The 23,923-nt window shown below is 72.7% G+C and carries 19 protein-coding genes and 1 pseudogene; 10 read left to right on the forward strand and 10 right to left on the reverse strand.

What is annotated here, in order from left to right:
* Position 1: 1 nt before the first annotated feature.
* Positions 2 to 1,219, reverse strand: a complete 1,218-nt coding sequence (locus ACFY8U_RS09445) for a sensor histidine kinase (RefSeq protein ID WP_389568305.1) — start codon at positions 1,217 to 1,219, stop codon at positions 2 to 4.
* A gap of 116 nt (positions 1,220 to 1,335) precedes the next feature.
* Positions 1,336 to 1,995 carry a response regulator transcription factor gene (locus ACFY8U_RS09450; protein ID WP_361602645.1) on the reverse strand — a complete coding sequence of 220 codons (660 nt, stop codon included), beginning with the start codon at positions 1,993 to 1,995 and terminating at the stop codon, positions 1,336 to 1,338.
* An 88-nt stretch (positions 1,996 to 2,083) separates the two neighbouring features.
* On the opposite strand from ACFY8U_RS09450, the gene ACFY8U_RS09455 reads away from it, so the two are divergent.
* Genes ACFY8U_RS09455 through ACFY8U_RS09470 form a run of 4 tightly spaced genes read left to right on the forward strand, consistent with a single transcriptional unit; the run spans position 2,084 to position 5,719 of the window.
* The gene (locus ACFY8U_RS09455; RefSeq protein ID WP_389567813.1) at positions 2,084 to 2,587 is read left to right on the forward strand and encodes a hypothetical protein; all 504 of its coding nucleotides are present in this window, start codon (positions 2,084 to 2,086) and stop codon (positions 2,585 to 2,587) included.
* Positions 2,584 to 3,645: a peptidoglycan-binding protein gene (locus ACFY8U_RS09460; RefSeq protein WP_389568308.1), complete on the forward strand. Its 1,062-nt coding sequence runs from the start codon at positions 2,584 to 2,586 to the stop codon at positions 3,643 to 3,645. Before ACFY8U_RS09455 ends, ACFY8U_RS09460 begins: the two co-directional genes overlap by 4 nt.
* Positions 3,642 to 4,514 carry an ABC transporter ATP-binding protein gene (locus ACFY8U_RS09465; protein WP_389567816.1) on the forward strand — a complete coding sequence of 291 codons (873 nt, stop codon included), beginning with the start codon at positions 3,642 to 3,644 and terminating at the stop codon, positions 4,512 to 4,514. The genes ACFY8U_RS09460 and ACFY8U_RS09465 overlap by 4 nt, the downstream gene beginning before the upstream one ends.
* Entirely contained in the window at positions 4,514 to 5,719 is a 1,206-nt protein-coding gene (locus ACFY8U_RS09470) for an ABC transporter permease (RefSeq protein ID WP_389567819.1), read from the forward strand. The genes ACFY8U_RS09465 and ACFY8U_RS09470 overlap by 1 nt, the downstream gene beginning before the upstream one ends.
* 141 nt (positions 5,720 to 5,860) lie before the next feature.
* Here ACFY8U_RS09470 and ACFY8U_RS09475 read toward each other — a convergent pair whose 3' ends face one another.
* Entirely contained in the window at positions 5,861 to 10,678 is a 4,818-nt protein-coding gene (locus ACFY8U_RS09475) for a hypothetical protein (protein ID WP_389567822.1), read from the reverse strand.
* A gap of 300 nt (positions 10,679 to 10,978) precedes the next feature.
* On the opposite strand from ACFY8U_RS09475, the gene bla reads away from it, so the two are divergent.
* The gene (gene bla / locus ACFY8U_RS09480) at positions 10,979 to 11,908 is read left to right on the forward strand and encodes a class A beta-lactamase (protein WP_389567825.1); all 930 of its coding nucleotides are present in this window, start codon (positions 10,979 to 10,981) and stop codon (positions 11,906 to 11,908) included.
* Between the two features lie 3 nt (positions 11,909 to 11,911).
* On the opposite strand, the pseudogene ACFY8U_RS09485 reads toward bla, so the two are convergent.
* Positions 11,912 to 12,820: pseudogene (locus ACFY8U_RS09485) on the reverse strand (amidohydrolase); the annotation flags it as partial.
* Between the two features lie 132 nt (positions 12,821 to 12,952).
* Here ACFY8U_RS09485 and ACFY8U_RS09490 point away from each other — a divergent pair.
* Positions 12,953 to 13,438, forward strand: a complete 486-nt coding sequence (locus ACFY8U_RS09490) for an SRPBCC family protein (RefSeq protein WP_389567828.1) — start codon at positions 12,953 to 12,955, stop codon at positions 13,436 to 13,438.
* A 56-nt stretch (positions 13,439 to 13,494) separates the two neighbouring features.
* On the opposite strand, the gene ACFY8U_RS09495 is transcribed toward ACFY8U_RS09490, so the two are convergent.
* The 3 genes from ACFY8U_RS09495 to ACFY8U_RS09505 all read right to left on the reverse strand — a co-directional run bounded on the left by ACFY8U_RS09495 (position 13,495) and on the right by ACFY8U_RS09505 (position 16,332).
* Entirely contained in the window at positions 13,495 to 14,037 is a 543-nt protein-coding gene (locus ACFY8U_RS09495; RefSeq protein ID WP_389567831.1) for a DM13 domain-containing protein, read from the reverse strand.
* A gap of 181 nt (positions 14,038 to 14,218) precedes the next feature.
* Positions 14,219 to 14,947: a VOC family protein gene (locus tag ACFY8U_RS09500; protein ID WP_389567834.1), complete on the reverse strand. Its 729-nt coding sequence runs from the start codon at positions 14,945 to 14,947 to the stop codon at positions 14,219 to 14,221.
* A 161-nt stretch (positions 14,948 to 15,108) separates the two neighbouring features.
* A complete protein-coding gene (locus ACFY8U_RS09505; RefSeq protein ID WP_389567837.1) occupies positions 15,109 to 16,332 on the reverse strand; it encodes a cytochrome P450 in 1,224 nt (407 codons plus the stop codon).
* 220 nt (positions 16,333 to 16,552) lie between these two features.
* Between ACFY8U_RS09505 and ACFY8U_RS09510 the strand changes: the two genes are divergently transcribed.
* Entirely contained in the window at positions 16,553 to 18,631 is a 2,079-nt protein-coding gene (locus ACFY8U_RS09510) for a discoidin domain-containing protein (RefSeq protein ID WP_389567840.1), read from the forward strand.
* Positions 18,632 to 18,773: 142 nt separating this feature from the next.
* On the forward strand, positions 18,774 to 19,433 hold the full coding sequence (locus ACFY8U_RS09515) for a TetR/AcrR family transcriptional regulator (RefSeq protein ID WP_389567843.1): 660 nt from the start codon (positions 18,774 to 18,776) through the stop codon (positions 19,431 to 19,433).
* Here the strand turns inward: ACFY8U_RS09515 and ACFY8U_RS09520 are convergent.
* Positions 19,410 to 20,057 (reverse strand): TetR family transcriptional regulator, encoded by a 648-nt coding sequence (locus ACFY8U_RS09520; protein WP_389567847.1) that lies wholly within the window; start codon positions 20,055 to 20,057, stop codon positions 19,410 to 19,412. The two genes, ACFY8U_RS09515 and ACFY8U_RS09520, sit on opposite strands and share 24 nt — an antisense overlap.
* A gap of 82 nt (positions 20,058 to 20,139) precedes the next feature.
* On the opposite strand from ACFY8U_RS09520, the gene ACFY8U_RS09525 reads away from it, so the two are divergent.
* Positions 20,140 to 21,117 carry an oxidoreductase gene (locus ACFY8U_RS09525; RefSeq protein ID WP_389567849.1) on the forward strand — a complete coding sequence of 326 codons (978 nt, stop codon included), beginning with the start codon at positions 20,140 to 20,142 and terminating at the stop codon, positions 21,115 to 21,117.
* A 78-nt stretch (positions 21,118 to 21,195) separates the two neighbouring features.
* Complete coding sequence (locus ACFY8U_RS09530) at positions 21,196 to 21,414, forward strand: DUF6296 family protein (RefSeq protein ID WP_389567851.1); 219 nt, start codon at positions 21,196 to 21,198, stop codon at positions 21,412 to 21,414.
* 38 nt (positions 21,415 to 21,452) lie between these two features.
* Here ACFY8U_RS09530 and ACFY8U_RS09535 read toward each other — a convergent pair whose 3' ends face one another.
* Positions 21,453 to 22,220, reverse strand: a complete 768-nt coding sequence (locus ACFY8U_RS09535; RefSeq protein ID WP_389567854.1) for an NPP1 family protein — start codon at positions 22,218 to 22,220, stop codon at positions 21,453 to 21,455.
* Between the two features lie 148 nt (positions 22,221 to 22,368).
* Positions 22,369 to 23,844, reverse strand: a complete 1,476-nt coding sequence (locus ACFY8U_RS09540) for an MFS transporter (RefSeq protein WP_389567857.1) — start codon at positions 23,842 to 23,844, stop codon at positions 22,369 to 22,371.
* Between the last annotated feature and the right edge of the window lie 79 nt (positions 23,845 to 23,923).

Consider the following 23,923-nt stretch of genomic DNA (forward strand, 5'->3'; position numbering starts at 1 on the left):
TTCACCGCGCGAACCGCACCCGGACCGTCAGGCCGCCGCCCTCCGTGTTGGCCGAGGCCTCCGCCGTCGCGCCGTGGGCGCGGGCGATGGAGTCGACGATCGAGAGGCCGAGGCCCGCGCCCTCGCCCGGGGCGTGGGTGCGTTCGGTCAGGCGGCGGAAGGGCTCGAAGAGCAACGGGACGACGTCGGGAGGTACCGCCGGGCCGGTGTTCCCGACCTCGATGCCGTCCGGTCCCGTACGGACCCGTACGCGGCCGCCCGGCACGTTGTGGCGTACCGCGTTCGCGACCAGGTTGTGGAGCAGCCGGTCCAGCAGCACGGTGTCTCCCGGAACCGTCAGGGGCCGGAGGTCGGCCGAGATACTCACGGCTCGCTCCTCCGCCTCGGCCGCCAGCGAATCCACCGTCTTCCTCGCGACCTCGTGCACCGCCACCGGCCGCCGTTCCCGTAGTCCCTGGTCGCAGGCCGCGAGCAGCAGCAGCCCGTCGATGGTCCGTTCGCTGTCGTCGGCGACCTCGATGAGTTTCGCCCGGATCCGCGCGACCCGCTGCGGCTCCGGCTCGCCGGCGAGTCCGATCTCGGCCGCGGCCCGCTGCACGGCCAGTGCGGTCCGCAGCTCGTGGGCCGCGTTCGCGGCGAACCGCTGCTGCGCCGACACCAGCCGTTCCATACGACCGAGCATGTCGTCGAAGGTGTCGGCGAGGTGCTTGAGCTCCCCCGGCGGTCCTTCCAGCGCGATCCTCTCGTGCAGGTTCTCCCCCGACAGACGGCGGGCCGTGTCGGTGATCACCGCAACGGGCCGCAGGACCCGGCCCGCCATCCACCAGGCGAGGACGACGGACACGACGGCGTACACGGCGAGGACGACGAGTGAGACCGTCAGCAGCCGCTCCAGGGCCGCGCTCTCGGCGGCGTCGCTCAGCGTCCGGGTGATCGCCATCCCGCGGCTGACACCGGGTGGCAACGGGCCCGGGCTCGCGGGAACGGCTTCCTGCCACAGCGGTGAGGCGGTGGGGTTCGGGGTGGCCGGAAGCTCGTCGAGACGCTGCGCGGGGACGGCGGTCGTCATCGCGACGCTGATCGACGCGTAGAGGCCCTCCTTGACCAGGACGTACACCACTCCCGTGAGCAGCGCGCCGGCCAGCAGCAGCAGCCCGCCGTACAGTGCCGTCAGCCGCGACCGCTCGCCGCCCGCGACACGCCGAGCCGCCGCGACGATCCGCGGGGTGCCGCCGCCGTCGCCCGCGCCGGCCACGGTCTCCCGATTCCGGCCGGTCCCCCGATTCCGGCCGGTCCCCGGATTCCGGCCCGGCCCCAGGTTCCGGCGTCCCGCGTTCACGACGCGATCCGGTAGCCCGCGCCCGGTACCGTCTCCACCGCCGGCGGCTCGCCCAGCTTCGCGCGGAGTTTGCTGAGCGTCACCCGTACCGCGTTCGTGCGGTAGCTGGTGTGCTCCTCCCAGACCTGCTCGATCAGGTCCTCGCCGCTGACCACGGCCCCCTCCGCGCGCAGCAGGGCCTCCAGGACCGCGAACTCCTTGCGGGACAGTTGCAGATGGCGGCCGTCGCGGCTCGCCTGGCGGCGGGCGGTGTCCAGGACGATCCCGGCGCGTTCGAGGACGGGCGGCAGCGCGGGCCGGGCACGCCTGCCGAGGGCGAGGACGCGGGCGAGCAGCTCGTCGTACGCGAAGGGCTTGGTCAGGTAGTCGTCGGCGCCGAGCCCGAGGCCGTCGACCCGGTCCCGTACGGTTCCCGCCGCCGTGAGCATCAGGACCCGGGTCGTCAGACGCTGCTCGACGACCCTGCGGCACACGTCGTCCCCGTGCATCCCCGGCAGGTCACGGTCGAGGACGACGACGTCGTACTCGCCGAACTGCATCTTCCGCAGGGCCTCCAGGCCGTCTCCGGCCACGTCGACCGCGAGCGCGTCCCGGCGCAGCCCCTCGGCGATCATCTCGGCGAGGAATGCCTCGTCCTCCACCAGTAGTACACGCATGCACCCTGTGTATCGGAAGAGACCTTTCGTCTCTGTTAACCGATCCGCTGAGAGAAACGAAACACCTCCTGTCTGCACGATCCGGCTCATGACAACTCGACGTACCCGAGAGACCCTCCAGCTGGCCGCCGCGGCCTCCCTCGCCTCTCTCTGCCTCCTCGCCACCGCCTGCACCGCCGACGGCGGCAAGAAGGCCGGCAGCGAGACCGTGAGCGACGAGGGCAAGAAGGCCGACCAGGCCCTGGAGCACCGGAAGTGTCTGCGCGAGCAGGGCCTCGACGTTCCCGAGCCCAAGCCGGGCGAGGAGGGCGTCGGCCTGACCATCGGCGGCGACGGCATGTCCAAGGAGAAGATGGAGAAGGCGTTCAAGGCCTGCCGGGACAAGGGCGGGGCCGGCATGGGCAAGGAGCTGACCCAGGCCGACAAGGACAAGATGATCAAGTACGCCCAGTGCATGCGGAAGAACGGGTTCGACATGCCGGACCCGACCTTCGGCGAAGGCGGCATGTCGGCGGCGCGGCCCGTACCGCAGGGCGCGGAGATGAAGAAGTTCGAGAAGGCCAACAAGGCGTGCGAGAGCGTGTCGCGATGAGCGGGCGGCGCAGGCTGGTGGCCGCCCTGGCCACGATCGCGGCGGTCGCGGGCGGTGGGGTTGCCGTCACCACCCTGGACGCGGGGGACGGACCGCAGGCCGTCGCCGACCCGGGGCTGCCGCCCTCGACGGTCCCGCTGACCCGCGGCGACCTCAGCGACAGCTCCCAGCAGGACGGCACGCTCGGCCACCTCGGCGAACGGAAGATCAACGCGGGCCCGGCCGGCACCCTCACCTGGCTCGCGCCGAGCGGCTCGACCGTCGAGAGGGACGAGCGGCTGTACGAGGTCGACGGCCGGCCCGTCCGCCTGATGTACGGGGCCGAGCCCATGTACCGGACCCTGAAGACCGGCGACAAGGGCAAGGACGTCCGGCAGCTGGAGGAGAACCTCGCCGCCCTGGGGTACGTCGGCTTCACGGTCGACGAGGAGTTCTCGGCGAAGACCGCCGACGCGGTGAAGCGCTGGCAGAAGTCCCACGAGCTGAAGCGGACCGGCACGATCGGCCCCGACACGATCGCCTTCGCCGGCAGCGCGGTACGCGTCAAGGAGGCGGGCAGCTCACTGGGCGACCAGGTCGCTCCCGGTCGGCCGGTGCTCACGGTGACCGGTTCCGAGCGGGTCGTACGGTTCAAGATCCCTGTGGCGGACTCCGGTCTGGCGAAGGCCGGCACGCGGGTCGTCGTGCAGCTGCCGGACGGGACGCGGGCCCGGGGGAAGGTGTCGTCGGTCGGCAGGACCGCCTCCGCGGGTGACGATCCCCAGGACCGGACGCCGAAGATCGACGTCACGGTCTCCTTCGACGCGCCGGAGAAGGTCACAGGCGTCGACCAGTCCCCCGTCACCGTCGAACTCACCGGCGAGACGCGCGAAGACGTCCTCACGGTCCCCGTCAACGCGCTGCTCGCCCTGCCCGGCGGCGGCTTCGGCATCCAGGTCGTCGAGAACGGCAAGGCGCGGGATGTCGAGGTGGAGCTCGGCATGTTCGGCCAGGGCCGTGTGGAGATCAGCGGCAGCGGTCTGCGGGAGGGCATGAAGGTCGGGGTGCCGTCCGCATGACCGATGTCAGCACCGTGAGTACGGTCGTACGTCTCTCCGGGGTCACCAAGGAGTACGCGGGCGGGGTCCGCGCGCTCGACGGGGTCGATCTGACCGTCGGCGAGGGGGAACTCCTCGGCATCGTCGGCCCGTCCGGCTCGGGCAAGTCCACCCTGCTGCACATCGTGGGCACCCTGGACCGGCCCAGCGCGGGAACGGTCGAGATCGCGGGCCACGACGTGGCCTCGCTGACCGACCGGCGGCTCTCCGCGCTGCGCTCCCGCCACATCGGGTTCGTGTTCCAGGCGTTCCACCTGGTGCCCGGGGTGGGCGCGCTGGAGAACGTCGCCGAGGGGTTGCTGTACTCCGGGCTCCCACGGGCCCGGCGGCGGGCAATGGCCGCGGACGCTCTGGCCCGCGTGGGGCTGGCCGACCGGATGAAGCACCGGCCGCACGAACTGTCCGGCGGGCAGAAGCAGCGCGTGGCCATCGCCCGCGCGGTCGTCGGCGAGCCGGATCTGCTGCTCGCGGACGAACCGACCGGCGCGCTGGACACGGCGTCCGGCGAGGCGGTGATGGACCTGCTGCACGAGCTCAACGCGGACGGCGCCACGATCGCGGTGATCACGCACGACACGGAGATCGCGGGACGGCTGCCTCGGCAGGTCCGTATCCGCGACGGGCGGGTCACGGCGGACACGGGCGGCGGCGGCGCGCCGGGGACGGGGAGAGGGGCGGGGACGGGGACGGCCTCCGGAGTCGCGGCCGTCGAGGGGCGGGGCGCGGGCTTGGGGAACCTGTCCGGCGCGGAGCCGGTCGACCCGCCCGGCACAGGGCCAGGCGTCGCCGGGACCGGAACCGGTACCGCGTTCGGAAAGGCCGGCGTCTGATGCCCCGTTCACGCAGGCCGCTCAAGGCGGCACGGCTGACCCCGCGTGACGTCCTCCACGTCGGGTCCGCCGGATTGCGCAGCCGTCCCGTACGGGTGGTGCTGTCGGCGCTCGGAATCGCCATCGGGATCGCCACGATGATCGCGGTCGTCGGCATCTCGGCGTCGAGCCAGGCCCAGTTGATCCGGCAGCTCGACGCCCTGGGCACGAACATGCTGGTGGCGAAGCCGGGTCAGGGCATGTTCAGCGGTGAGGAGGTCAAGCTGCCGAAGGACGCGGTCGGCATGGTGGGGCGGATCGAGGGGGTCGAGGACGTCGGCGCCACAGGCGAACTCGACCACTCCGTCCGGCGCTCCGAGAAGATCCCCGAGGGCGAGACGGGCGGCATCGCGGTGAAGGCCACCACGGAGGGGCTGTTCGAAGTGCTGCGCGGCGGCATGGGCACCGGTACCTGGCTGAACGCCGCCAACGGCCGCTATCCGTCCGTCGTCCTCGGCCATGTGGCCGCGGGGCGGCTCGGCATCACCGAGCCGGGGCGGCTGGTCTGGATCGACGACCGGTACTTCACGGTCGTCGGCATCCTCGACCCGTTGCCCCTCGCGCCGGAGATCGAGCGCTCGGCGCTGGTGGGCTGGGAGGGTGCGCAGAAGCTGCTGGGCTTCGACGGGCATCCGACGGCGGTGTACGAGCGGTCCACGGACGCGTCCGTGCCGTCCGTCCAGAAGCTGCTGGCCCCGACTATCGACCCGCAGAACCCGCAGAACGTCCAGGTCGGCGATCCGTCCTCGGCGCTTCAGGCCAAGGCGGCCACCGAGGGGGCGTTCTCGTCGCTGCTCCTCGGCCTGGGCGGGATCGCGCTGCTGGTGGGCGGGGTCGGCGTCGCGAACACCATGATCATCTCGGTGCTCGAACGCCGCCACGAGATCGGCCTGCGGCGCTCGTTGGGGGCGACCCGGGGACAGATCAGGATCCAGTTCGTCACGGAGTCCCTGATGCTGTCCGGCCTCGGCGGCCTCGCGGGCGTGGCCCTGGGCGGCGCGGCGACGGGCGTGTACGCGTACACGGGCGGCCTGCCGTGGGTGGTCCCGCCATGGGCGGTCGGCGGCGGCTTCGCCGCGACGCTGGTGATCGGCACGGTCGCGGGGCTGTACCCGGCGGTCCGGGCGTCCCGGCTGTCCCCGACGCTGGCGCTCGCGGCGGCATGACGGCACGGCCGACCGGACCGGCCACCGCCGGCGGCGGGACCCAGAGCAGCAGCCTGGGCTCCGCCGCCGGGTGCGTGGAGGCGGCGCGGCCACCGGACGCGGTGGGCGTCCGGGCCGCGCCGGCCTGGTGAGGGGCGGGCTCTAGTGGCGGTCCCAGGCTGCCGCGAACATCTCGTGCAGCGGGGACGGTGGGAGGATTCGGCCGAAGGGGGCGTGGATCGTATTGCCCCACAGAAGGCGGACCTCGTGCGTCGCCAGTTTGACCGTTTCCAGCGGCAGGTGAGGGGCCTTCAGCTCGGTCCATTCGCCCGGCAGAAACACCGTCCGGCCCGCCCGTGCCCGTTTGGCCTCCACCACGGCGCCGGTGGCGACCAGCTCCGCGCGTACCTCCGCGTGGCGCTTGGTCGACCAGCCGTTCCACCTCCGCACGTTGCGGTCGGTGGGTGTGGCCAGCGTCGCCAGCTGGAGGTACAGCGCCGCCGCGTCCCGGCCCACGCCGAGCTTCCCTGCCGCCTCCGTGACCAGCTCCGGGCAGGAGTGCCGCGGATCCGCCTCGTACGCGCCGGCCGGCACCGCCCCCGACCGGGCGCGGTGCATCATCCGCTCCAGCCCGCCGCCGACCAGCAGCGGTGCCACCCGGTCCAGTTCCTCGGTCAGGTCCGTGACCTCCCGGACCCGGCCCCAGACCTCGGGGTCGGCGCACGCCGCGGGCCGGAGGAAGCAGCCACCGCCGGGCGCGCACACCACCAGCGCCCCGGAGTCGTACGCGGTCACCGGAACCGGGCCTTCCTCCTTGCGGCGGCCCCTCCCCACCGGGAGCCGCTCGGGCCCGAAGCGCTCGGCGATCCGCGCCGAAGTGTCCTGGACCCGTCCGCCGCGCAGCTCGAGCAGGAGTTCCGGACGCTCCAACTCGGCCCGCAGCCGCTCGTACAGGGCCGCGGCGCCGGCCACCGCCGGGTCGCCGACCGGCCGGTCCGTCAACGCCCACACCAGCGCGCTCGCGATCTGGCCGAGCGCGAGGCCCACGGGCGTTCCGTACGGCAGCTCGGGACCCTCCGGGGGCACGGGCTGGACCTCCACCCCGATGCCGTACGGGGTCGCCGCCAGCTCCCAGCCGGCCGCCTCCACCGTCGCATCCTCGGCCGCCTCGTAGCCGCCGGCCAGGCGCCTGGCCCACACCTCGGCGAGGCCCAGGTCGGCCTCCAGGGCGTCGGCCGCCTCGTCGTGGACGGCGGGCAGGACCCCGAGCCGCTCCCGCCACACCTCCGCCATCCGCTCCGCGGCCGACTCGGCGCCACCCGGCCGCCAGAGCTCCGCCGGGTCCTCGGGGAGAGCGGCGGCCAGAACGGCGCGCCGGCCGTCGCCCCCGAGGCGCGTGCGCAGCTGTTCGTACGCCTCGGCCGTCTTCGGGGTCGCCTTGTAAGGGGCCTTGCGCGCCAGCGCACGGCCCTCGTCCCGGTCGTGGTGGCCGACCAGGCCGGCCACCACAAGCCGGGCCACGGCCCGTCGTACGCCCGTCAGTTCGGCGAAACGCGCGGCCGCCGCCTCAGGCACCGGGACGGGTCCGTTCGCCTCGACGGCCGCCACCAGGGCCCGAAGCCGGGTGACGTCGTCGCGCTCCACCCGTACGAGTCGTGCCTCCGGAACCGCCGCCGGTACCGGATCGCCGTCACCGTCCCCGGACGCGGGTGCGACGAACCAGCGGCCCGAACCTCCGCGCCGCGGCGCCGCGGACGCCACCGGAACGCCGCTTCCGCGCAGGCCGTCCAGGACTCCGGTGCCGTCCACGCGACCGACCCACCACCGGCTGCCCGCGCGGGCGAACGGCTGGTCGGCCCAGGTGTCCAGGAGCGCCAGCAGAGCGGCCCGCTCGACGTCCGGCGTGGGCGCCACGGCCGCCCGCCATGCCACGGCGTCGATCGCGCCGAGCAGTTGTGACCAGTCGTGCGGCGGCGCCGGCGGCGAGAGCCGCCGCACCTCTTCCCCGATCGTCCCTTCCAGACAGGCTCCGTCGGCGGCGAGCGCGGTCAGCGTCGCCGGCAGGGCCGCGTCCCGCGTCCGCCGCCACGAATCGTGCTCGCCGTCCGAGACCAGCTCGAACAGGGCGGGCATCAGCTCGGTGTCGGGCGCGGACAGGCGCGGCAGGGCGGGCGGCGCCTCGGCGAGCAAGGTGACGCGGTGGTGCAGGGCGCGTCGCCGTTCCTCCACGCGCGCGGCCCGTTCGGCCACCGCGACGACGGCGTCGGCCAGCACCGGATCGTTGATGTCCGGCAGCTCCCGGGCCACGGCCGCGCGCAGCGCCTCCGTGCCGTCGAGGGCGGCCGCGAGCAGTGCGTCCGCCGTCTGCGGTCCCACGGTCCGCAGCGCCCGGGAGCCGGCCGCGTCGCGGGTACGGAGCAGGTACCAGAAGGCCGGTGGCAGGGCCACGCCTCCCGACACGGTGACCTTCCTGATCGGCTTGGCCCGCGGGTGACTGGGCGAACGGTGCCCGGCCAGCTCCCACAGCAGGGAGCCGTCGGCGGTGTACGCGCGAACTCCCGTCCGGGTCTCCGCCTCGGCGAGGACCACGTCCTGCGCCGCGGCCTCCGGCGGCGCCCACAGGCCCCACGGCTTCTGTCCCTGCCGGTCGATGTCGAACCGGGCCGTGCGCCCGTCAACGCTCTCCACCAGGTAGTGGTCGGGCGCGTTGTTGCGGTACCGGGTGCGGAAGAGGACCCGGGTCCCGACGAGTCCGTCCCGGCTGCCGAGCGGCGAGTCGGTCAGACCGGCGGGCAGCGGTGCCAGTTGCAGGGCCTCTCGGGCCAGGGACATGCCCGCCTCGGACGGCTCCGCGGCCGGATCTGCGTTCGGGGCGCGGCCCGGGAAGTCGGGGAGCTCGGTCGCGCCCTGCCGCTCCCCGGTGACGGGGTCGACCACGTCCCAGGGCCTCCTGCCGAAGACGGCGTTGGTCCAGATGCGGGAGCCGTCGCCGAGTTGCAGTTCGTCCCCGTCGATGCCTTCCGTGTCGCCGGGACGCAGCGCCCGGCTGCCGCCGTGCCGCCCGCCGCCGTCGGCGGTCTCGAACTGGAAGCCGTACGCCCCGTCCAGGCTGCCGCCGAAGGGGACTAGGCCACTCAGCTGGCCCGGCGTGAACGGCTCCTCGGGACGGTCGGCCCAGACGGCGGTGTCGCAGAAGTACGGGTTCGCCTTGAGGGACCAGCTCACCAGGAAGGACCCGCCCACGTAGTGGACGGCGAACGTGGTCGCGTCCCGCGGCACCGAGAAACCGCAGGAGCCCCGCACGCCGTCGGGGGCGACGGCGACCGCGCGGTCCTTCCCGAAGACCGTCAGCACGGGCCAGGTGCAGGTCACCCCGGCAACGCCCGGCAGCGCGCCGTCCGCCGCCGCCTCACCCCCGGCGCCCGTGCCCCGGCCCGCGCCGGCGCCCGAGTCCGCGTCCGCGTCCGCACCTGTGTCCGTGCGGACCGCGCCCTCGCGGGCGTGCGCCGCGAACTCCGCGTACACCGACTCCAGGGCCGGCCAGGCCAGTTCCTCCGGCAGGCCGGCCGCGAGCGAGCGCCGCAGCGCGCCCGCGCCCGACGCGCCCGCGAGGGCGTCGGCGATCCCATCGAGCGCTGCCACTGTCGGCCGGTCCAGCAGGGTCTCCAGCTCGGCCACGGCCTCCTCGGCCCCGCCCATGCCACCGCCCGCGACCGTGTCGACCAGCTTGCCGACCCGCCCGGCCACCTCGTTGGCGATGCCCTCGTTGCCGGGCAGCAGCGTCACCGCCGAGCCGGGCTGCCGTCGGCGCGCGTTGGACCAGTCGGGCAGCAGGTTCCCGTGGACGGTTCCCTCCAGCCGGGGGCCGAACACCGGATCGGCGGCGAGCGCGACGAGGTCCCGCCGGGACCGGTCGCCCCAGAAGCGCATCCGCGTCTCCGGGCCCGGGTCGACGACCGTGACCCCGGCCGCCAGACAGGCGTCCAGCACGTCCGCGTCGAAGCCCGTGTAGTAGTGGCGGGTGGTGTGCAGCGTCACCGCCTCGCCCGCGGCCCGGAGTCGCGGCCCCAACCGGACCACAAGGTCGAGGAATTCCGCGGGCAGCGGCTGCCGGGCGACCCCGCCGCCGGACTGGGCAGCGTACTGGTACATGTTCACGAAGGTGCCGACCCAGTAGGGCAGGCCGCCTTCCGGCACGACCCGCCCGGACTCCATCGCCTCCGCCGCGCCGCAGGCGATCAGCATCCGCAGCCACGCCCCGCCGTCCGTCGCGCCGTCCGGAAAGACCTCGACGAGCCCGGCGGCGACCGTGTCCGTCGGCGGATGCGCCCGGAGGACCGGGGCGGCGGCGGTCAGCAACGCGTCAGGCACCGACTTCTTGCGGGTGACGGACAGGATGGCGCCCACCAGCCGCGCGACCTCCTCGTCCCCGTGCCCGGCCGCCTTGGCGGAGGCCCGCACCCGGCGCACGAGATCCGCCGGCAGGTCCGCCGCGGAGCTCGCCCACGCCGTCAGGAAGGCGTCCAGTGCCTCGTGCGCGTCGGCCGGCTCCAACGTCTCGGTGAGGAACCGCTGATGGGCCCCGAACTCCTTGGCCGGCATCGCCCCGCCCTTGGCGAACAGCAGCCCGTTGGCCCGGCGGTAGGCGGGATCCACCGGGAGCCCGTGCTGCGCCTCGGCCGCCCGCGCCGCCACGTAGGCACGGGCACCTGGCCGGCTCCCGTAACCGATCAGCCGATGACCGACGGTGTCCCAGAACCACGGCAGGTGCGCCGGCGGCAACCGCCGCGCCCGCGCCGCCATCGTGTCGACGAACCGACCGGGCTTGGTCCAGGACCGGTTGAGCTCCGAACCCATGTCCTGGACGAGGTCACGCGCCATCGCCTCCGCGTCCGGGTCGTGTGCGGCAACCCAGTCGGCGTAGGTGGTCGAGACGTGCGTACCTGCGGTGGGCAACAGGCCATCAAGCGAGACGATCATGCTTGCGATCGTCGCATGTCCTACTGACACCGCCGCGAGTACGTGCGCTGTCAGGCCATATGGGCGGTCCGGAACGGGACTTCACCGTGAGACACGCCGCCGGAAACGCGGGGCGTCGCGTGGGATGCGGCTGATGGCAGAGTGGTGCGTACAACCAGTTCTGCGCCGTGCGGTCCGTCGCGCCCGACGCCCGACGACCGATGACCCGCGCGCGGCGCGACGACCGATGACCGACGACCGACGACCGATGACCCGCGCGCGGCCCGACGACCGACGCACCCACACCAGGAAGCCTCCCCCATGCGGCTCTACCGCCCCCGGCAACGTCTCCTCGCCGTACTGGCCGCGCTCGTGCTGGTGCCGCTCACCGGATGCGGCGAGGACCGGCCCCCGGCCGACAGCGCCCCACCGCCACGGGAGTCGGCCTCCACGCCGAGCGGTGCGGAGGCGGCCCGAGCACGGTTCCAGGCGCTGGAGCGGACCTACGGCGCCCGTCTGGGCGTGTACGCCCTCGACACCGGAAGTGGCCGTGAGGTCGCGTACAACGGCGACGCCCGCTTCCCCTACGCCTCCACCTTCAAGGCCCTGGCCGCAGGCGCCGTGCTGCGCAAGCACCCCGGCGACGGCATGAACCGGGTGGTCACGTACTCCCGGGACGACCTGGTCCCCCACTCCCCCGTGACCGAACGGCACACCGCCACCGGGATGACCCTCGCCGAGCTGTGCGACGCCGCCGTACGGTACAGCGACAACACCGCCGCCAACCTGCTGTTCGACCGGATCGGCGGCCCCAAGGGCCTCCAGACGACGCTCGCGGAGCTGGGCGACGGCGTCACCCGCATGGAACGGCGCGAGCCCGGGCTCAACGAGTGGGCGCCCGGCGCCACGCGCGACACCAGTACCCCCCGGGCCCTCGCGCAGGACCTGCGTACGTTCGTCCTCGGCGACGCTCTCCGCCCCGCCGAACGCGCCAGGCTGACCACCTGGCTGCGCACCAACACCACCGGGGCGGACCTCATCCGAGCCGGCGTGCCCAAGGACTGGACCGTCGGCGACAAGACCGGATCCGGCAGCACCTACGGCGCCCGTAACGACATCGCCGTCCTCTGGCCGCCCGGCCGCGCCCCCATCGTCCTGGCCGTCCTGTCCAACCGGCACAGCCCCGACGCCCGTTACGACAACAAGCTCATCGCCCAGGCCGCAGCCGCCGCCACCGAAGCCCTGCCGTGACGCTCAGAGGTTCGTGTGCCAGTGCGTGGGGCGGCCGTCCAGGACCGTGAGGAGGACCGGGAGGTCTGCCAGGTCCGTCGCCGCTACGGTGAGGGGGTTGTCCGCGAGGACGGTCAGGTCTGCGCGGTGGCCGACGGCCAGTCGGCCCGCCCGATGCTCCTCGCCCGCCGCGAAGGCGGGGCCCGTCGTCATCCCTTGCAACGCCTCCAGGGCCGTCAGCGCCTGCTCGGGGCCGTGCGGGGGCTGGGTGAGGTCGCGCGTGGGGCGGCGGTGGCGGGCTCCCGCCATCACGCCCAGCGGCGGGAACGGGGCGATCGGCCAGTCGGAGCCGAGCACGACCGTGGCGCCCGAGTCCCACAGGTCGCGGCACCGCCACGCGCGCGAGGCGCGTTCCTCGCCCAGCCGGCGGGACCAGTTGTCGGTGTGGTCGGCGCGGGTGAAGTCGCAGCAGTGGGTGGGCTGCATGGACGCCACGACACCGAGCTCCGCGAACCGGGCCGGCGTGTCGTCGGGCACGCTCTCGATGTGCTCGATCCGGTGCCGGATCCCGCTGGCCCCGCCGGCCTGGGCCTTCTCGACGGCGTCGAGCACATGCCGTACGGCGGCGTCACCGATCGCATGCGTGGCTGTCGGCACGCCGGCGCGGTGCAGCTCGCCCACGATCCGCGTGTAAACCTCGGGGTCCGGCCAGAAGGCGTGCGTCGACTCGCCGTGGCAATACGGGCGTTCGAGCCAGGCCGTGCCGTTGTCGATCGTGCCGTCCATGAACAGCTTCACCCCGGCGACCCGCCACAGCTCCCCACCGGTGCCCTGCTGCTCGATCAGTGCCCGCAGCCCCTCGTCGTCGATGCCGGGCTGGCACCAGGGCGCGATGCGCAGCCGCAGCGGAAGTTCCCCGGCGGCCTCGAGCTCCGCGGTCTCGCCGCGCCCCTGGCGGTCCACTGGGCACAGCACCTCGGCGTCCTGCTCGGACTCGGCGCCCCGAGCACCGGGTCCGCTACCCTACCCGCCGGTAAGTCCGACGGAGCGACAGGGAGGTCGTCGATGGGGCGCCAGTGGAGTCTTGAGGAGTCCGTCGTGGTGGACGCCGCGCCGGAGGTCGTGTACCGGCTGGTGGCGAACCTTCGCGACATGGGCCGGTGGAGTCCCGAGTGCCGGGGGGTCTGGGTGCCGCGGCCTCCCGTGGGCACCGGCAGCCGGTTCGTGGGCTTCAACCGGCGTGGGCCGTTCGTCTGGTTCACGACCGGGCGGGTCTCGGCGGCGCGCGAGGGCGAGGAGTTCACGTTCGACGTCGGCGTCTTCGGGTTGCCGATGGCCCGCTGGGGCTACCACTTCGCCGCGGAGGGGGCCGGTACACGCGTGACGGAGACCTGGCAGGACCTGCGTACCGGCCGCGGTTCGCGCCTCGCGGAGATCCTCGGGACCGTCTTCGCCGGCACGAACCCCGAGCGCCGGATCGCGGTCAACCGCCACGGAATGCGCACGACCCTCGACCGGATCGCGCGCGCCGCGGCGGCCCCGGCGTCCTAGGGCGGCGCCTGGGGGCCCGTGCCGACGCGCAGGCCCCCAGCCCCAGCCCCGGCACCTCACACCTTCAGACCGGCCGCACCGAACGAGACGTCGAAGCGGTCGCACCAGATCGTGACGCTCGTGAGGGCGGACACGTCGGTGCCGGGCGGGAGCGGGTAGTTCTGGTCCCCCTTGTTGCCCTTCAGCTTGCCCAGGCTGACGTACGCGCCGTCGTCGAAGACCCGCCAGCCGGCCACGCCCTCCTTGACCGGGGCGTCGGTCAGCCACACCCGCAGGTCCGGGCCGTTGCTGGTGTTCAGGTCCTCCAGACGCAGGGTCAGACTGCCGTCGGCGAGGCGGATGAGCTTCGCCGTGCCGGTGGTCTTGTGCTCGTGGCTGATCAGGTCGCCCTGCGCGACCGTCTGCGGCCCTGCGGACGGGTTCGCGTCCGAGGCCCCGGGCGAGGCGGTGGTCCCGGGCGCCGCCGTCGGGAGGGCTTCGTCGACCGTCTCGTCCTGCCACAGCTTCCAGGGCTGGAACCAGTAGAGCCCCAGGGCGGCCAGCGCCACCGCCACCGCCGTCGCGGCCCAGAGCAGCGACTTCTTTCCCCCACGTGCCACGATCGTCCTTCCTCCGTGCTGTCGTGCTTCCGTCCTGGGCATTTCATCCCAGGTGGCGGGGTGCGCGCCACATGCGCACCGACGGTGCACGACGGGGACGGGCGGGGACCGGAGGGTGCGTGCGCCCCGGCGGCCGGGGTTCGTACGGCACGGCCTCCGCGCCCCGGGCGGTGAACCGGCCTCAGCGGGGAGGCAGGACGCGGAACTCCTGGCCGTCGGGGTCCGCGAGCAGCACAGGGGCGGCGTCGCCCGTGACGGTGGCGGGGCCGCGGCGCGTGGCTCCGAGCGAGAGGAGACGTTCGACCTCGGCGTGCTGATCGCCGTCGGCGGGTGGGGCGAGGTCGAAGCGCAGGCGGGCCCTCCCGGTCATCGGCATGTGGGGCGGGCCGCCCCAGGTGACCTTCGGCCCGCCGCGGGGCGAGCGGATCGCGGTCTCCTGGTCCTGGTCCCACACCAGCGGCCAGCCCAGCGCCCGGCTCCAGAAGTACCCGACCGCCTGCGAACCGTCGCACGCGAGCGCTCCGATGAAGCCGCATTCGGCGAGGAAGGAGTTGCCCGGCTCGATGACGCAGAACTCGTTGCCTTCGGGGTCGGCGAGGACCACGTGCCCGTCGTCGGGGCTCTGACCGATGTCGATGTGGCGGGCGCCCAGTTCGAGCGCCTTCGACACGGTCTTCCGCTGGTCGTCCTCGGACGTGCTCGTCAGGTCGAAGTGCAGGAGGTTCTGGGTCGTCTTCGGCTCCAGGGCCGGGAGGAACCGGATCAGGAATCCCGTGTCGTCGCTCGGCACCAGGACGATGCCGCCGTCCGGGTCGTCACTGCTCTCCCAGCCGAGGAACTCGGCCCAGAACCGGGAGAGCCGCTGCGGGTCGTCCGCGTCGAAACAGAGGGCGTGGAGGTGGGACGTCATCCCTCGGTCTCCGATCCGCCGGGTCGTCGCCCCGCGCGTCCAGCGCGTCGGGCAGCCTCGGCCATGTGGTCGTCCAGTCGTGGCGGAGCCTGCCCGGACGCACCGGAGCCGGTCAACTCATTTACGGCTCCCGCACGTCCACTCGGTAACGGCGGCCGGTGCTACTTCGGGTGGAGGCGGACGGGCAGGGACTGGTGGCCGTTGCTGATCAGGGAGGGCAGGGGGCGCAGCTCGGCGGGTTCGACGGCGAGCGTGAGGTGGGGGAAGCGGGTGAAGAGGTGCTCCAGTGCCGTGGCCACCTCGAGGCGGGCCAGGGGGGCACCCAGGCAGAAGTGGATGCCGTGGCCGAAGGTGAGGTGATCCTTGGTGGGGCGGGTGACGTCGAAGGTGTCGGCCGTCGGACCGTGCCAGTCGGGATGGCGGTTGGCCGCCGCGTACGAGGCGAGGATGGCGTCGCCCTGGGCGATGGTCCGGCCGTCGGGGAGCGGGATGTCCGTGACCGCGTAGCGGAGCGGGAGGTGCTTGACGGCCGGTTCGAGGCGGAGGGTCTCCTCCACCACGTCGTGCCAGCCGGACCGGCCGGCGCGGACGTGGGCGAGCTGGTCCGGGTGGGTGAGCAGGGAGGTGACCGCCTGGTCGATGACGTTGACCGTCGTCTCGTACCCGGCGCTGATCACCAGGAGGAGGGTGTCGCGCAGTTCTGCCTCGGCCAGGGTGGAGCCTTCCTCGTCGTGCGTGGCGATGAGGAGCGAGGTCATGTCGTCGCCCGGTGCGGCCCGTTTGGCGGCGATGAGGTCGTCGAGCAGCCCGTAGAGGCGTACGGCGTTGGCCGTGGCCTCCTCGGCGGTGAGCGTGGTGTCGAAGACGCCGTCCACGAGCGCGCGGAAGCCGGCGCGGCGGGCTTCGGGGACGCCCATCATGTGGCCGATGAGGGCGATGGGCAGCGGGTACGCGAGCCGTTCGCGCAGGTCGACGACGTCGCCGTGCGGCTCGGCCGCCAGGTCGTCGAGGAGCTCGGTCACGAGGGCCTCGACGACGGGGCGCAGGGCGGCGACCCGTCGGGCGCTGAACGCGGGGGCGACCAGACGGCGGAGGCGGGCGTGGTCGGCGCCGTAGGCGGTGAACATGTTGGTCACCGCGACCCAGAGGGCGAGCGGCCAGTCGCGTACGGCCTCGTCGTACGCCGGCCAGTGACGGCGGCCGTCCTTGGAGACGTCCGGGCCGGTCAGGAGCCTTCTGAGCAGGACCGGGTCGCTGATCGACCACGCCTGTACGCCGAGGACGTCCACGAGCGCGGCGGCTCCGTGGGCGCGCAGCAGCCGGTGTTCGGCGTGGCGGTCGGCCCCGGTGGGGTCGAGAACGATCGGGGTGTTCGGCCGGCTCACAGGGAGTCCTTTCGAGCGATACGTGGAGGGCGCAGTTCCAGGGTGAGGGCGTCGGGATCCTGACGGAAGATCAAAAAGCCGCCCGCGTGGCTGATTTGAGACGTCGGCGTTCCACATCAGGTCATCTGTCCCGGACTCTTGACTCCACTACCAGGAGTCGGGATCCTTCACCACGCCTTTCGCACGGAACATGACAATTCCCCGACCCGAGACGTGAGTGATGTCCATGAGACCCCCCACGCACAGCCGTACGTCCGGCAGGCGCGGGCCGCTGGCCGTGCTGTCGCTGCTGCTCGCCACGGTGGCCATGCTGCTCGGGCCCGCCCCCGGTTCCGCCGCCGACAGCTCCTGGTGGGACCCCGTCGCCCGCCCCGCCCCCGATTCCCAGATCAACGTCCAGGGCGCACCGTTCAAGGGCACCGACGAGCGGGGCGAGGTGCGCGGGTTCGTCGACGCGCACAACCACCTGATGTCCAACGAGGCCTTCGGCGGACGCCTCATCTGCGGCAAGACGTTCTCGGAGCAGGGCGTGGCCGACGCGCTCAAGGACTGCCCCGAGCACTACCCGGACGGTTCGCTCGCGGTCTTCGACTTCATCACCAAGGGCGGCGACGGCAAGCACGACCCGGACGGCTGGCCGACGTTCAAGGACTGGCCCGCCCACGACTCGCTCACCCACCAGCAGAACTACTACGCCTGGGTGGAGCGGGCCTGGCGCGGCGGTCAGCGCGTGCTCGTCAACGACCTGGTCACCAACGGAGTCATCTGCTCGGTCTACTTCTTCAAGGACCGCGGCTGCGACGAGATGACCTCGATCCGTCTGCAGGCCCGCAAGACGTACGAGATGCAGGACTACATCGACAAGATGTTCGGCGGCCCGGGCAAGGGCTGGTTCCGCATCGTCACCGACTCCGAGCAGGCCCGCGACGTCATCCAGCAGGGCAAGCTCGCGGTCGTGCTCGGTGTGGAGACCTCCGAGCCCTTCGGCTGCAAGCAGATCCTGGACGTCGCCCAGTGCAGCCGGGCCGACATCGACCGCGGACTCGACGAGCTCCACCAGCTGGGCGTGCGCAGCATGTTCCTCTGCCACAAGTTCGACAACGCCCTGTGCGGGGTGCGGTTCGACGGGGGCGCGCTGGGGACCGCGATCAACGTCGGCCAGTTCCTGTCGACCGGCACCTTCTGGAAGACCGAGAAGTGCACCGGTCCGCAGCACGACAACCCGATCGGGCTCGCCGCGGCGCCCCAGGCGGAGAAGCAGCTTCCGGCGGGCGTGTCGGTCCCCGGATACGCGGCCGACGCACAGTGCAACACCCGGGGTCTCACAGAACTCGGCGAGTACGCGGTACGCGGCATGATGCAGCGCAAGATGATGCTCGAGATCGACCACATGAGCGTCAAGGCCACGGGCCGGGCGCTGGACATCATGGAGTCCGCGGCGTACCCGGGCGTCATCTCCTCGCACAGCTGGATGGACCTGAACTGGACCGAGCGGGTCTACGGGCTCGGCGGGTTCATCGCCCAGTACATGAACGGCTCCGAGGGCTTCATCGCGGAGGCCGAGCGGACCGAGGCGCTGCGCGACAAGTACGGCGTGGGGTACGGCTACGGCACCGACATGAACGGGGTCGGCGGCTGGCCGGGCCCGCGCGGCGCGGACACGCCCAACCCGGTGAAGTACCCGTTCCGCAGCACCGACGGCGGCTCCGTCATCGACCGGCAGACCACCGGCCGGCGCACCTGGGACCTCAACACCGACGGCGCCGCGCACAACGGCATGGTGCCGGACTGGATCGAGGACATCCGGGTGGTCGGCGGCCAGGACGTGGTGAACGACCTGTTCCGGGGCGCCGAGTCCTACCTCGACACCTGGGGCGCCTCCGAGCGGCACCGGGCCGGGGTGAACCTCGCCTCGGGGGCGCCGGCGTCGGCGTCCACCACGGAGTGGTGGAACCCCTTCACCACGTTCGCGGCGAGCCGGGCCGTCGACGGCGACCTGGGGACCCGCTGGGCGAGCGAGTGGAAGGACGGGCAGTGGCTCCGTATCGACCTCGGGAAGCCGCAGTTGGTCAAGAAGGTCACGCTCGACTGGGAGCGGGCGTACGGCAAGGCGTACCGTGTCGAGGTCTCCGACGACGGAGCCGCCTGGCGCACCGCCTGGTCGACCACGAGCGGTGACGGCGGACTGGACACGGTCACGTTCTCCGGGACGACCGCGCGGTACGTCCGGATCCTCGGTCAGCAGCGCGGCACCGACTGGGGGTACTCGCTCCGCGAGGTGGGCGTCTACAGCGGCTGACCGCCGGCCCGGGCGGGGCGACGGGGGCTGCACGCCTCGTCGCCTCGTCCGAAGCCGTATCCCGGGCCGTATCCCGGGCATCCCGGGGCCGTATCCCGGGGCCCTGGCGACTCCGGACGCCGTACCAGAAAGGAACCACCGCATGTCCCGTATGCCGCTCGCGGAACGGCGCCGGCAGTTGACCGAGGCGGCCATCCGCGCCATGACCCGGGACGGCGTGCCGCATACGACGACCCGGTCCATCGCGGCGGAGGCGGGCGTGTCGCTGAGCGTCTTCCACTACTGCTTCGACTCCAAGCAGGCCCTGCTGGAGTCCGTGATCATGGCGATCACCGACCACTACGTCGGCACGGTGAAGAAGGCGCTGCGGCCGCGCGAGACGTTCAGGGAGACCATCCGGGCCGGCTTCGAGGCGTACTGGGAGCATGTCCGCGCCCATCCGGGCGAGCACATGCTGACCTACGAGCTCACCCAGCACGCGCTGCGCACCCCGGGGTTCGAGCCGCTGGCCCGCCGCCAGCACGAGCGGTACGCCGAGATCTACCAGGAACTCATCGAGGAGCTCGACGCGAGCATGGTGCTCGAACTCCTGGTCCCCGTGCCGGTGCTGGCGCGCTACCTCGCGGCGGTCACCGACGGCCTGACCCTGAACCTCCTCGTGGTGGGCCACGACGAGGACTCGGCGGCGCTGCTCGATCTGGTCACCGATCAGGTCGCGGCGCTCGTCAGGGACGGGGCCGACGGCCCCGCAGCCGGCCGGCACGCAGACCAGTCGTGTTCAGCTCGGGGTGGCCGCGGGTAGTGGCGCCGGGCGCGGAGGGCCGTCCAAGGCCGGGGCGAGGAGGGCGAAGGCCCGCTCGATCAGCTCTGCGGGGTCGTCGGTGCCGTCTTCGGCGCTCCAACGGTCGAGGGTGGCGTCGAAGGCGGTGAGCGCCATTCCGGCGGCGAGTCGCGGGTACAGATCGGCGGGGTCGAGCTTCAGACGGTGTGTCAGCTCCGCCGCCAGGTCGTCGCTCCAGCGCAGCCGCCGCTCCAGGAAACGGGCGTGCAGGGCGGGGGTACGCAGGATCAGCCGCACGACGCGCAGTGCCCGTTCGGTGTGGTCGGGGTGGTCGGTGCAGGCGTCGACGGGCACCCGCATCGCGTGACGGAGGGCGACCGACGGCGGTTCGCCGGCGGGGCGCGCGGCAAGTTCGGCACGGATGCCCGCCCCCATGTCGGCCAGGAACTGGACGACGACGTCCTCCTTGGACGCGAAGTAGCGGAAGAACGTCCGCTTGGACACGCCGGCGGCGGCCACGATCTCGTCGACGGTGACCGCGTCGAACCCCTTCAGGGCGAGGAGTTGCAGGGCGGCCTCGGTCAACTCGTTGGCGACGAGGAGCCGTTTGCGCTCGGCCAGGGTCAGTTCAGGACTCGGAATCACGACACACAGCGTACACCCCATGCCCTGAATGGCACTCAGGCACTTATTGACACTTGGTGCCATCGAGGGCAACGTGTGCCGCATGACGGAGATACAGCGGGAGACGCGGCGGGACGACCGGGACGAGACGCGCCAGTGGACCGCGGAGCGGATCCCGGACCGGACGGGCCGGGTGCACGTCGTCACCGGGGCCAACAGCGGCCTGGGTCTGGCGACTTCGCGGGCGCTCGCCCACCGGGGAGGGCACGTGATCCTCGCGGTGCGCGACGAGGCCAGGGGCCGCAGGGCGGCCGCGGAGATCACCGCCGGGCATCCGGGCGCCCGGCTCGACGTACGCCGCCTGGACCTCGCCGATCTCGACTCGGTCCGCGCCTTCGCCGAGCGGTTGCACGAGGAGCACGCGCGCGTGGACCTGCTCGTCAACAACGCGGGCGTGATGGCCCCGCCCCGGACGCTGAGCGCTCAGGGGCACGAGCTGCAGTTCGCCGCCAACCACCTCGGCCATTTCGCGCTGACCGGGCTGCTGCTCGACCTGCTGGGCGCCGCGGACGATCCACGCGTGGTCACGGTGAGTTCGCTCAACCACCGTAAGGGCCGTCTCCGCTTCGACGACCTGGACGGCGCGCGGGGCTACGCGCCAATGCCCTTCTACGACCAGTCGAAGTTCGCCAACGCGGTCTTCGGGCACGAACTGCACCGCCGGCTGACCGCGGCCGGCAGTCCGGTCCGCAGCCTGCTCGCCCATCCCGGCTACAGCGCGACCCGTCTGCAGACCGGTGCGCCGGTGGCCATCGTGCGCGTTGTCTTCGGCCGTCTGCTCAAGCCGTTCGCCCAGACGCCCGACCGCGGCGCGCTGCCGCAGCTCTACGCGGCGACCGCCCCCGGAGTGGAGGGCGGACAGTTCTTCGGGCCGGACGGGCGGGGCGAGCTGCGCGGCGGGCCGAGCCTCGTGCCGCTCTCCCCCGACGCGGCCGATCCCGCGACCGGGCGCCGGCTGTGGGAGGTGTCGGAGCGGCTGACGGACGTACGGTTCGGCCTCCGGGACCGCGCCGCCGAATGATCGGTTTCCGGTGCCGGTCCGGCCACGGCCGCCGTGCGGGCAGCCGATTCGGCGTCAGGTGTCGGTATAAACAGTTTCATGCAGCATGCCGAGCGCTTTGAGCTGACCTTCCCGACCTCGGGTGACTCCATCGTCGTCACCCGGACGGACCGCAAGGGGGCGGGCGGGCACCCCGTGTACTCCGACGAGACCGGCATCGTGCAGGCCGAGATCGACGAGGACGGAAACGTCCGCATGATCGCCAGCGGCGGACACCAGAGCCTCGACGCGCCCGCCCGCGCCGTCCGCGTGGACTGAAGCGTCCACGGGGGCGGCGCGGTGGGCACGAGCCGTGCTCAGGCGTACGGGTCGAACGGGATGCCGGCGGGCTTCGCCTTCGCGAGGTGCGGGGCGAAGCTGCCGTCCTTCAGGCCGAAGTGGGCGCTGCCGAAGTCCGTCTGGACGAGCTTTTCGCGCACCCCGGCGGGGTAGCCGTTCCAGCCGACGAGGGCCGGGAACTGCCACTGGCCCTTGTGGTTCTCCGGCGGCTCGTCGTTCGCGTTGGCGGGACGGAAGCAGTGCGTGCTCACCCCGTCCTTGTGATAGACGACCTTGGGATGCGTCCCGTCCCAGCGGATCTGGTCACGGCCGTACGTGTTGAACTCACCGTGCGCGGAGGTGGAGACGTACTTGGCCTGGTTGTCCTGGATCCAGACCACGACGTGCTCCCAGTCGTGACGGTGGCCGCCGAGGCTGATGCCGGGTATCGCCTGGTCCTTCTCGAAGTAGAGGCCGTAGAGGACCGCACACCAGCCGTTGTTGCACTTGGCGCGGGAGTACCCGTTCGTGTTGTCCAGGTCCCAAGCGTCCCGGCACGAGCCGTTGAGGGCGCCGGTGGGCTTGAGGCCCGGGTTGATCGTGCCGTCGGGGCCGATGGCCGCCGAGGAGTAGCAGCCGTCCGTGTCGTAGTCGTACGCGGGCTGGAACGTCTGCTCGAGCCCGTCGGCGTTGGCGGGCAGCGGCGGGGGCGGCGCCGCGAACGCGCTGCCCGAGACCGCCACGACCAGCGCGATACTGCTGCCGAGGGTGACCGTGACCCTGCGGGTCCACGAACTCGTCTTCAACTGCGTCCTCCTGAGGGACCGCCGTGCGGGGCGCGAGATGTGATGGGGGTTGCGCGATTGGCATGCCCAGATCAGTTCTCTCGAACCCCGCTGTCGCGAGGAGGACCGGCCGATGACGGCGCGATGAAGGGTGGCGGTCGCCGGTCCGTCAGACCTTCGCGCCGGACGGCAGGTGCGGCAAGGCGTCGGACCGGTCGGCCGCGTTGGTCCCGTCGGTCCCGTCGGCCCCGGCCGCCGGACGGACCGGGATGAGGAAGGCGACGGCCGCGGCGGCGAGGCCCACGCCGCTGCCGATGAGCAGGGCGACGCGGAACGCGCCCTCGGAGGGCAGGAGATGGCCGGCGAAGTCCGTGGTCATCTGGGCCAGGACCACGCCCATCACGGCAGCGGAGACGGAGCTGCCGATCGAACGCATCAGCGTGTTGAAGCTGTTGGCCGACGCGGTCTCGGACCGGGGCACGGCGCCCATGATGAGGGCGGGCATCGCGCCGTACGCGAGGCCCACACCGGTGTTGCAGATGAGGGTCACGACGAGCAGGCCGACGGTCGTGCCCATGAGCGGCAGGGCGCACGCGTAACCGAGGGCGATGACGAGGCTGCCCACACCGAGGGTGATCTTGGGGCCGCGGGCGGCGGTGAGCTTGGCGCCGAGGGGGGCGAGGACCATCATCATCAGTCCGGCCGGGGCCATCCAGAGCCCCATCGCGAGCATGGACTGACCCAGTCCGTACCCGGTGGCCTCGGGCAGCTGGAGCAGCTGGGGCACGACGAGCGACTGCGCGTACATCGCGAAACCGACCAGCACCGAGGCCGCGTTGGTCATCAGCACCAGCGGACGGGCGGTGACCCGGAGGTCCACCAGCGGTTCGGAGGTGCGCAGTTCCCACCAGCCCCAGACGAGCAGTGCGGCAACCGAGGCGGCGGAGAGCCCGAGGGTCGTGGCGCTCGTCCAGCCCCAGTCGGAGCCCTTGGAGACGGCGAGCAGCAGACTGACCAGGGCGCCGCCCAGACCGACCGCGCCGGGCACGTCGAAGCGGCCCGCCTCCGACGCGGTACGGCCCGCGGGGACGCACAGCCGGACGAGGACGCCGACCACGGCGGCCAGTGCCGCGACGACCCAGAACAGCACGCGCCAGCTGGCGTTCTCGGCGACGGCGGCGGAGAAGGGGAGGCCGAGCGCGCCGCCCACGCCCATCGAGGCGCTGATCAGGGCGATGGAACCGCCCAGTCGCTCGGTCGGCAGCACGTCGCGCAGCAGGCTGATCCCGAGCGGCACCACGCCCATGCCCAGTCCCTGGAGGCCGCGGCCCACGATCATCGGGTCGACGGACGAGGACAGCGCACAGACCACCGAGCCCAGCACGAGGGGTGCGAGGGAGACGAGCAGCATGCGCCGCTTGCCGTACATGTCACCCAGCCTTCCGGCGACCGGGGTGGCAACCGCGGCCGAGAGCAGCGTGGCCGTGACCACCCAGGAGGCGTTGGACGCGGAGGTGCCGAAGAGCCTGGGGAGGTCGCCCAGGAGGGGCACCACCAGAGTCTGGGTGAGCGCGGCCACGATGCCCGCGAAGGCGAGGACGCCGACGACGGCACGGGGGCGCGCGTCGGTCTTGGAGCTGGTCACGTGGATCTCCCTGAGGGGCGGAACGGGCGGCATGCGCGTCCACGGATTGCATGATGCATAGAGATTGCAGCATACATAC

It is taken from the genome of Streptomyces sp. NPDC012508 (genome assembly GCF_042902595.1).
Taxonomy (GTDB): Bacteria; Actinomycetota; Actinomycetes; order Streptomycetales; family Streptomycetaceae; genus Streptomyces.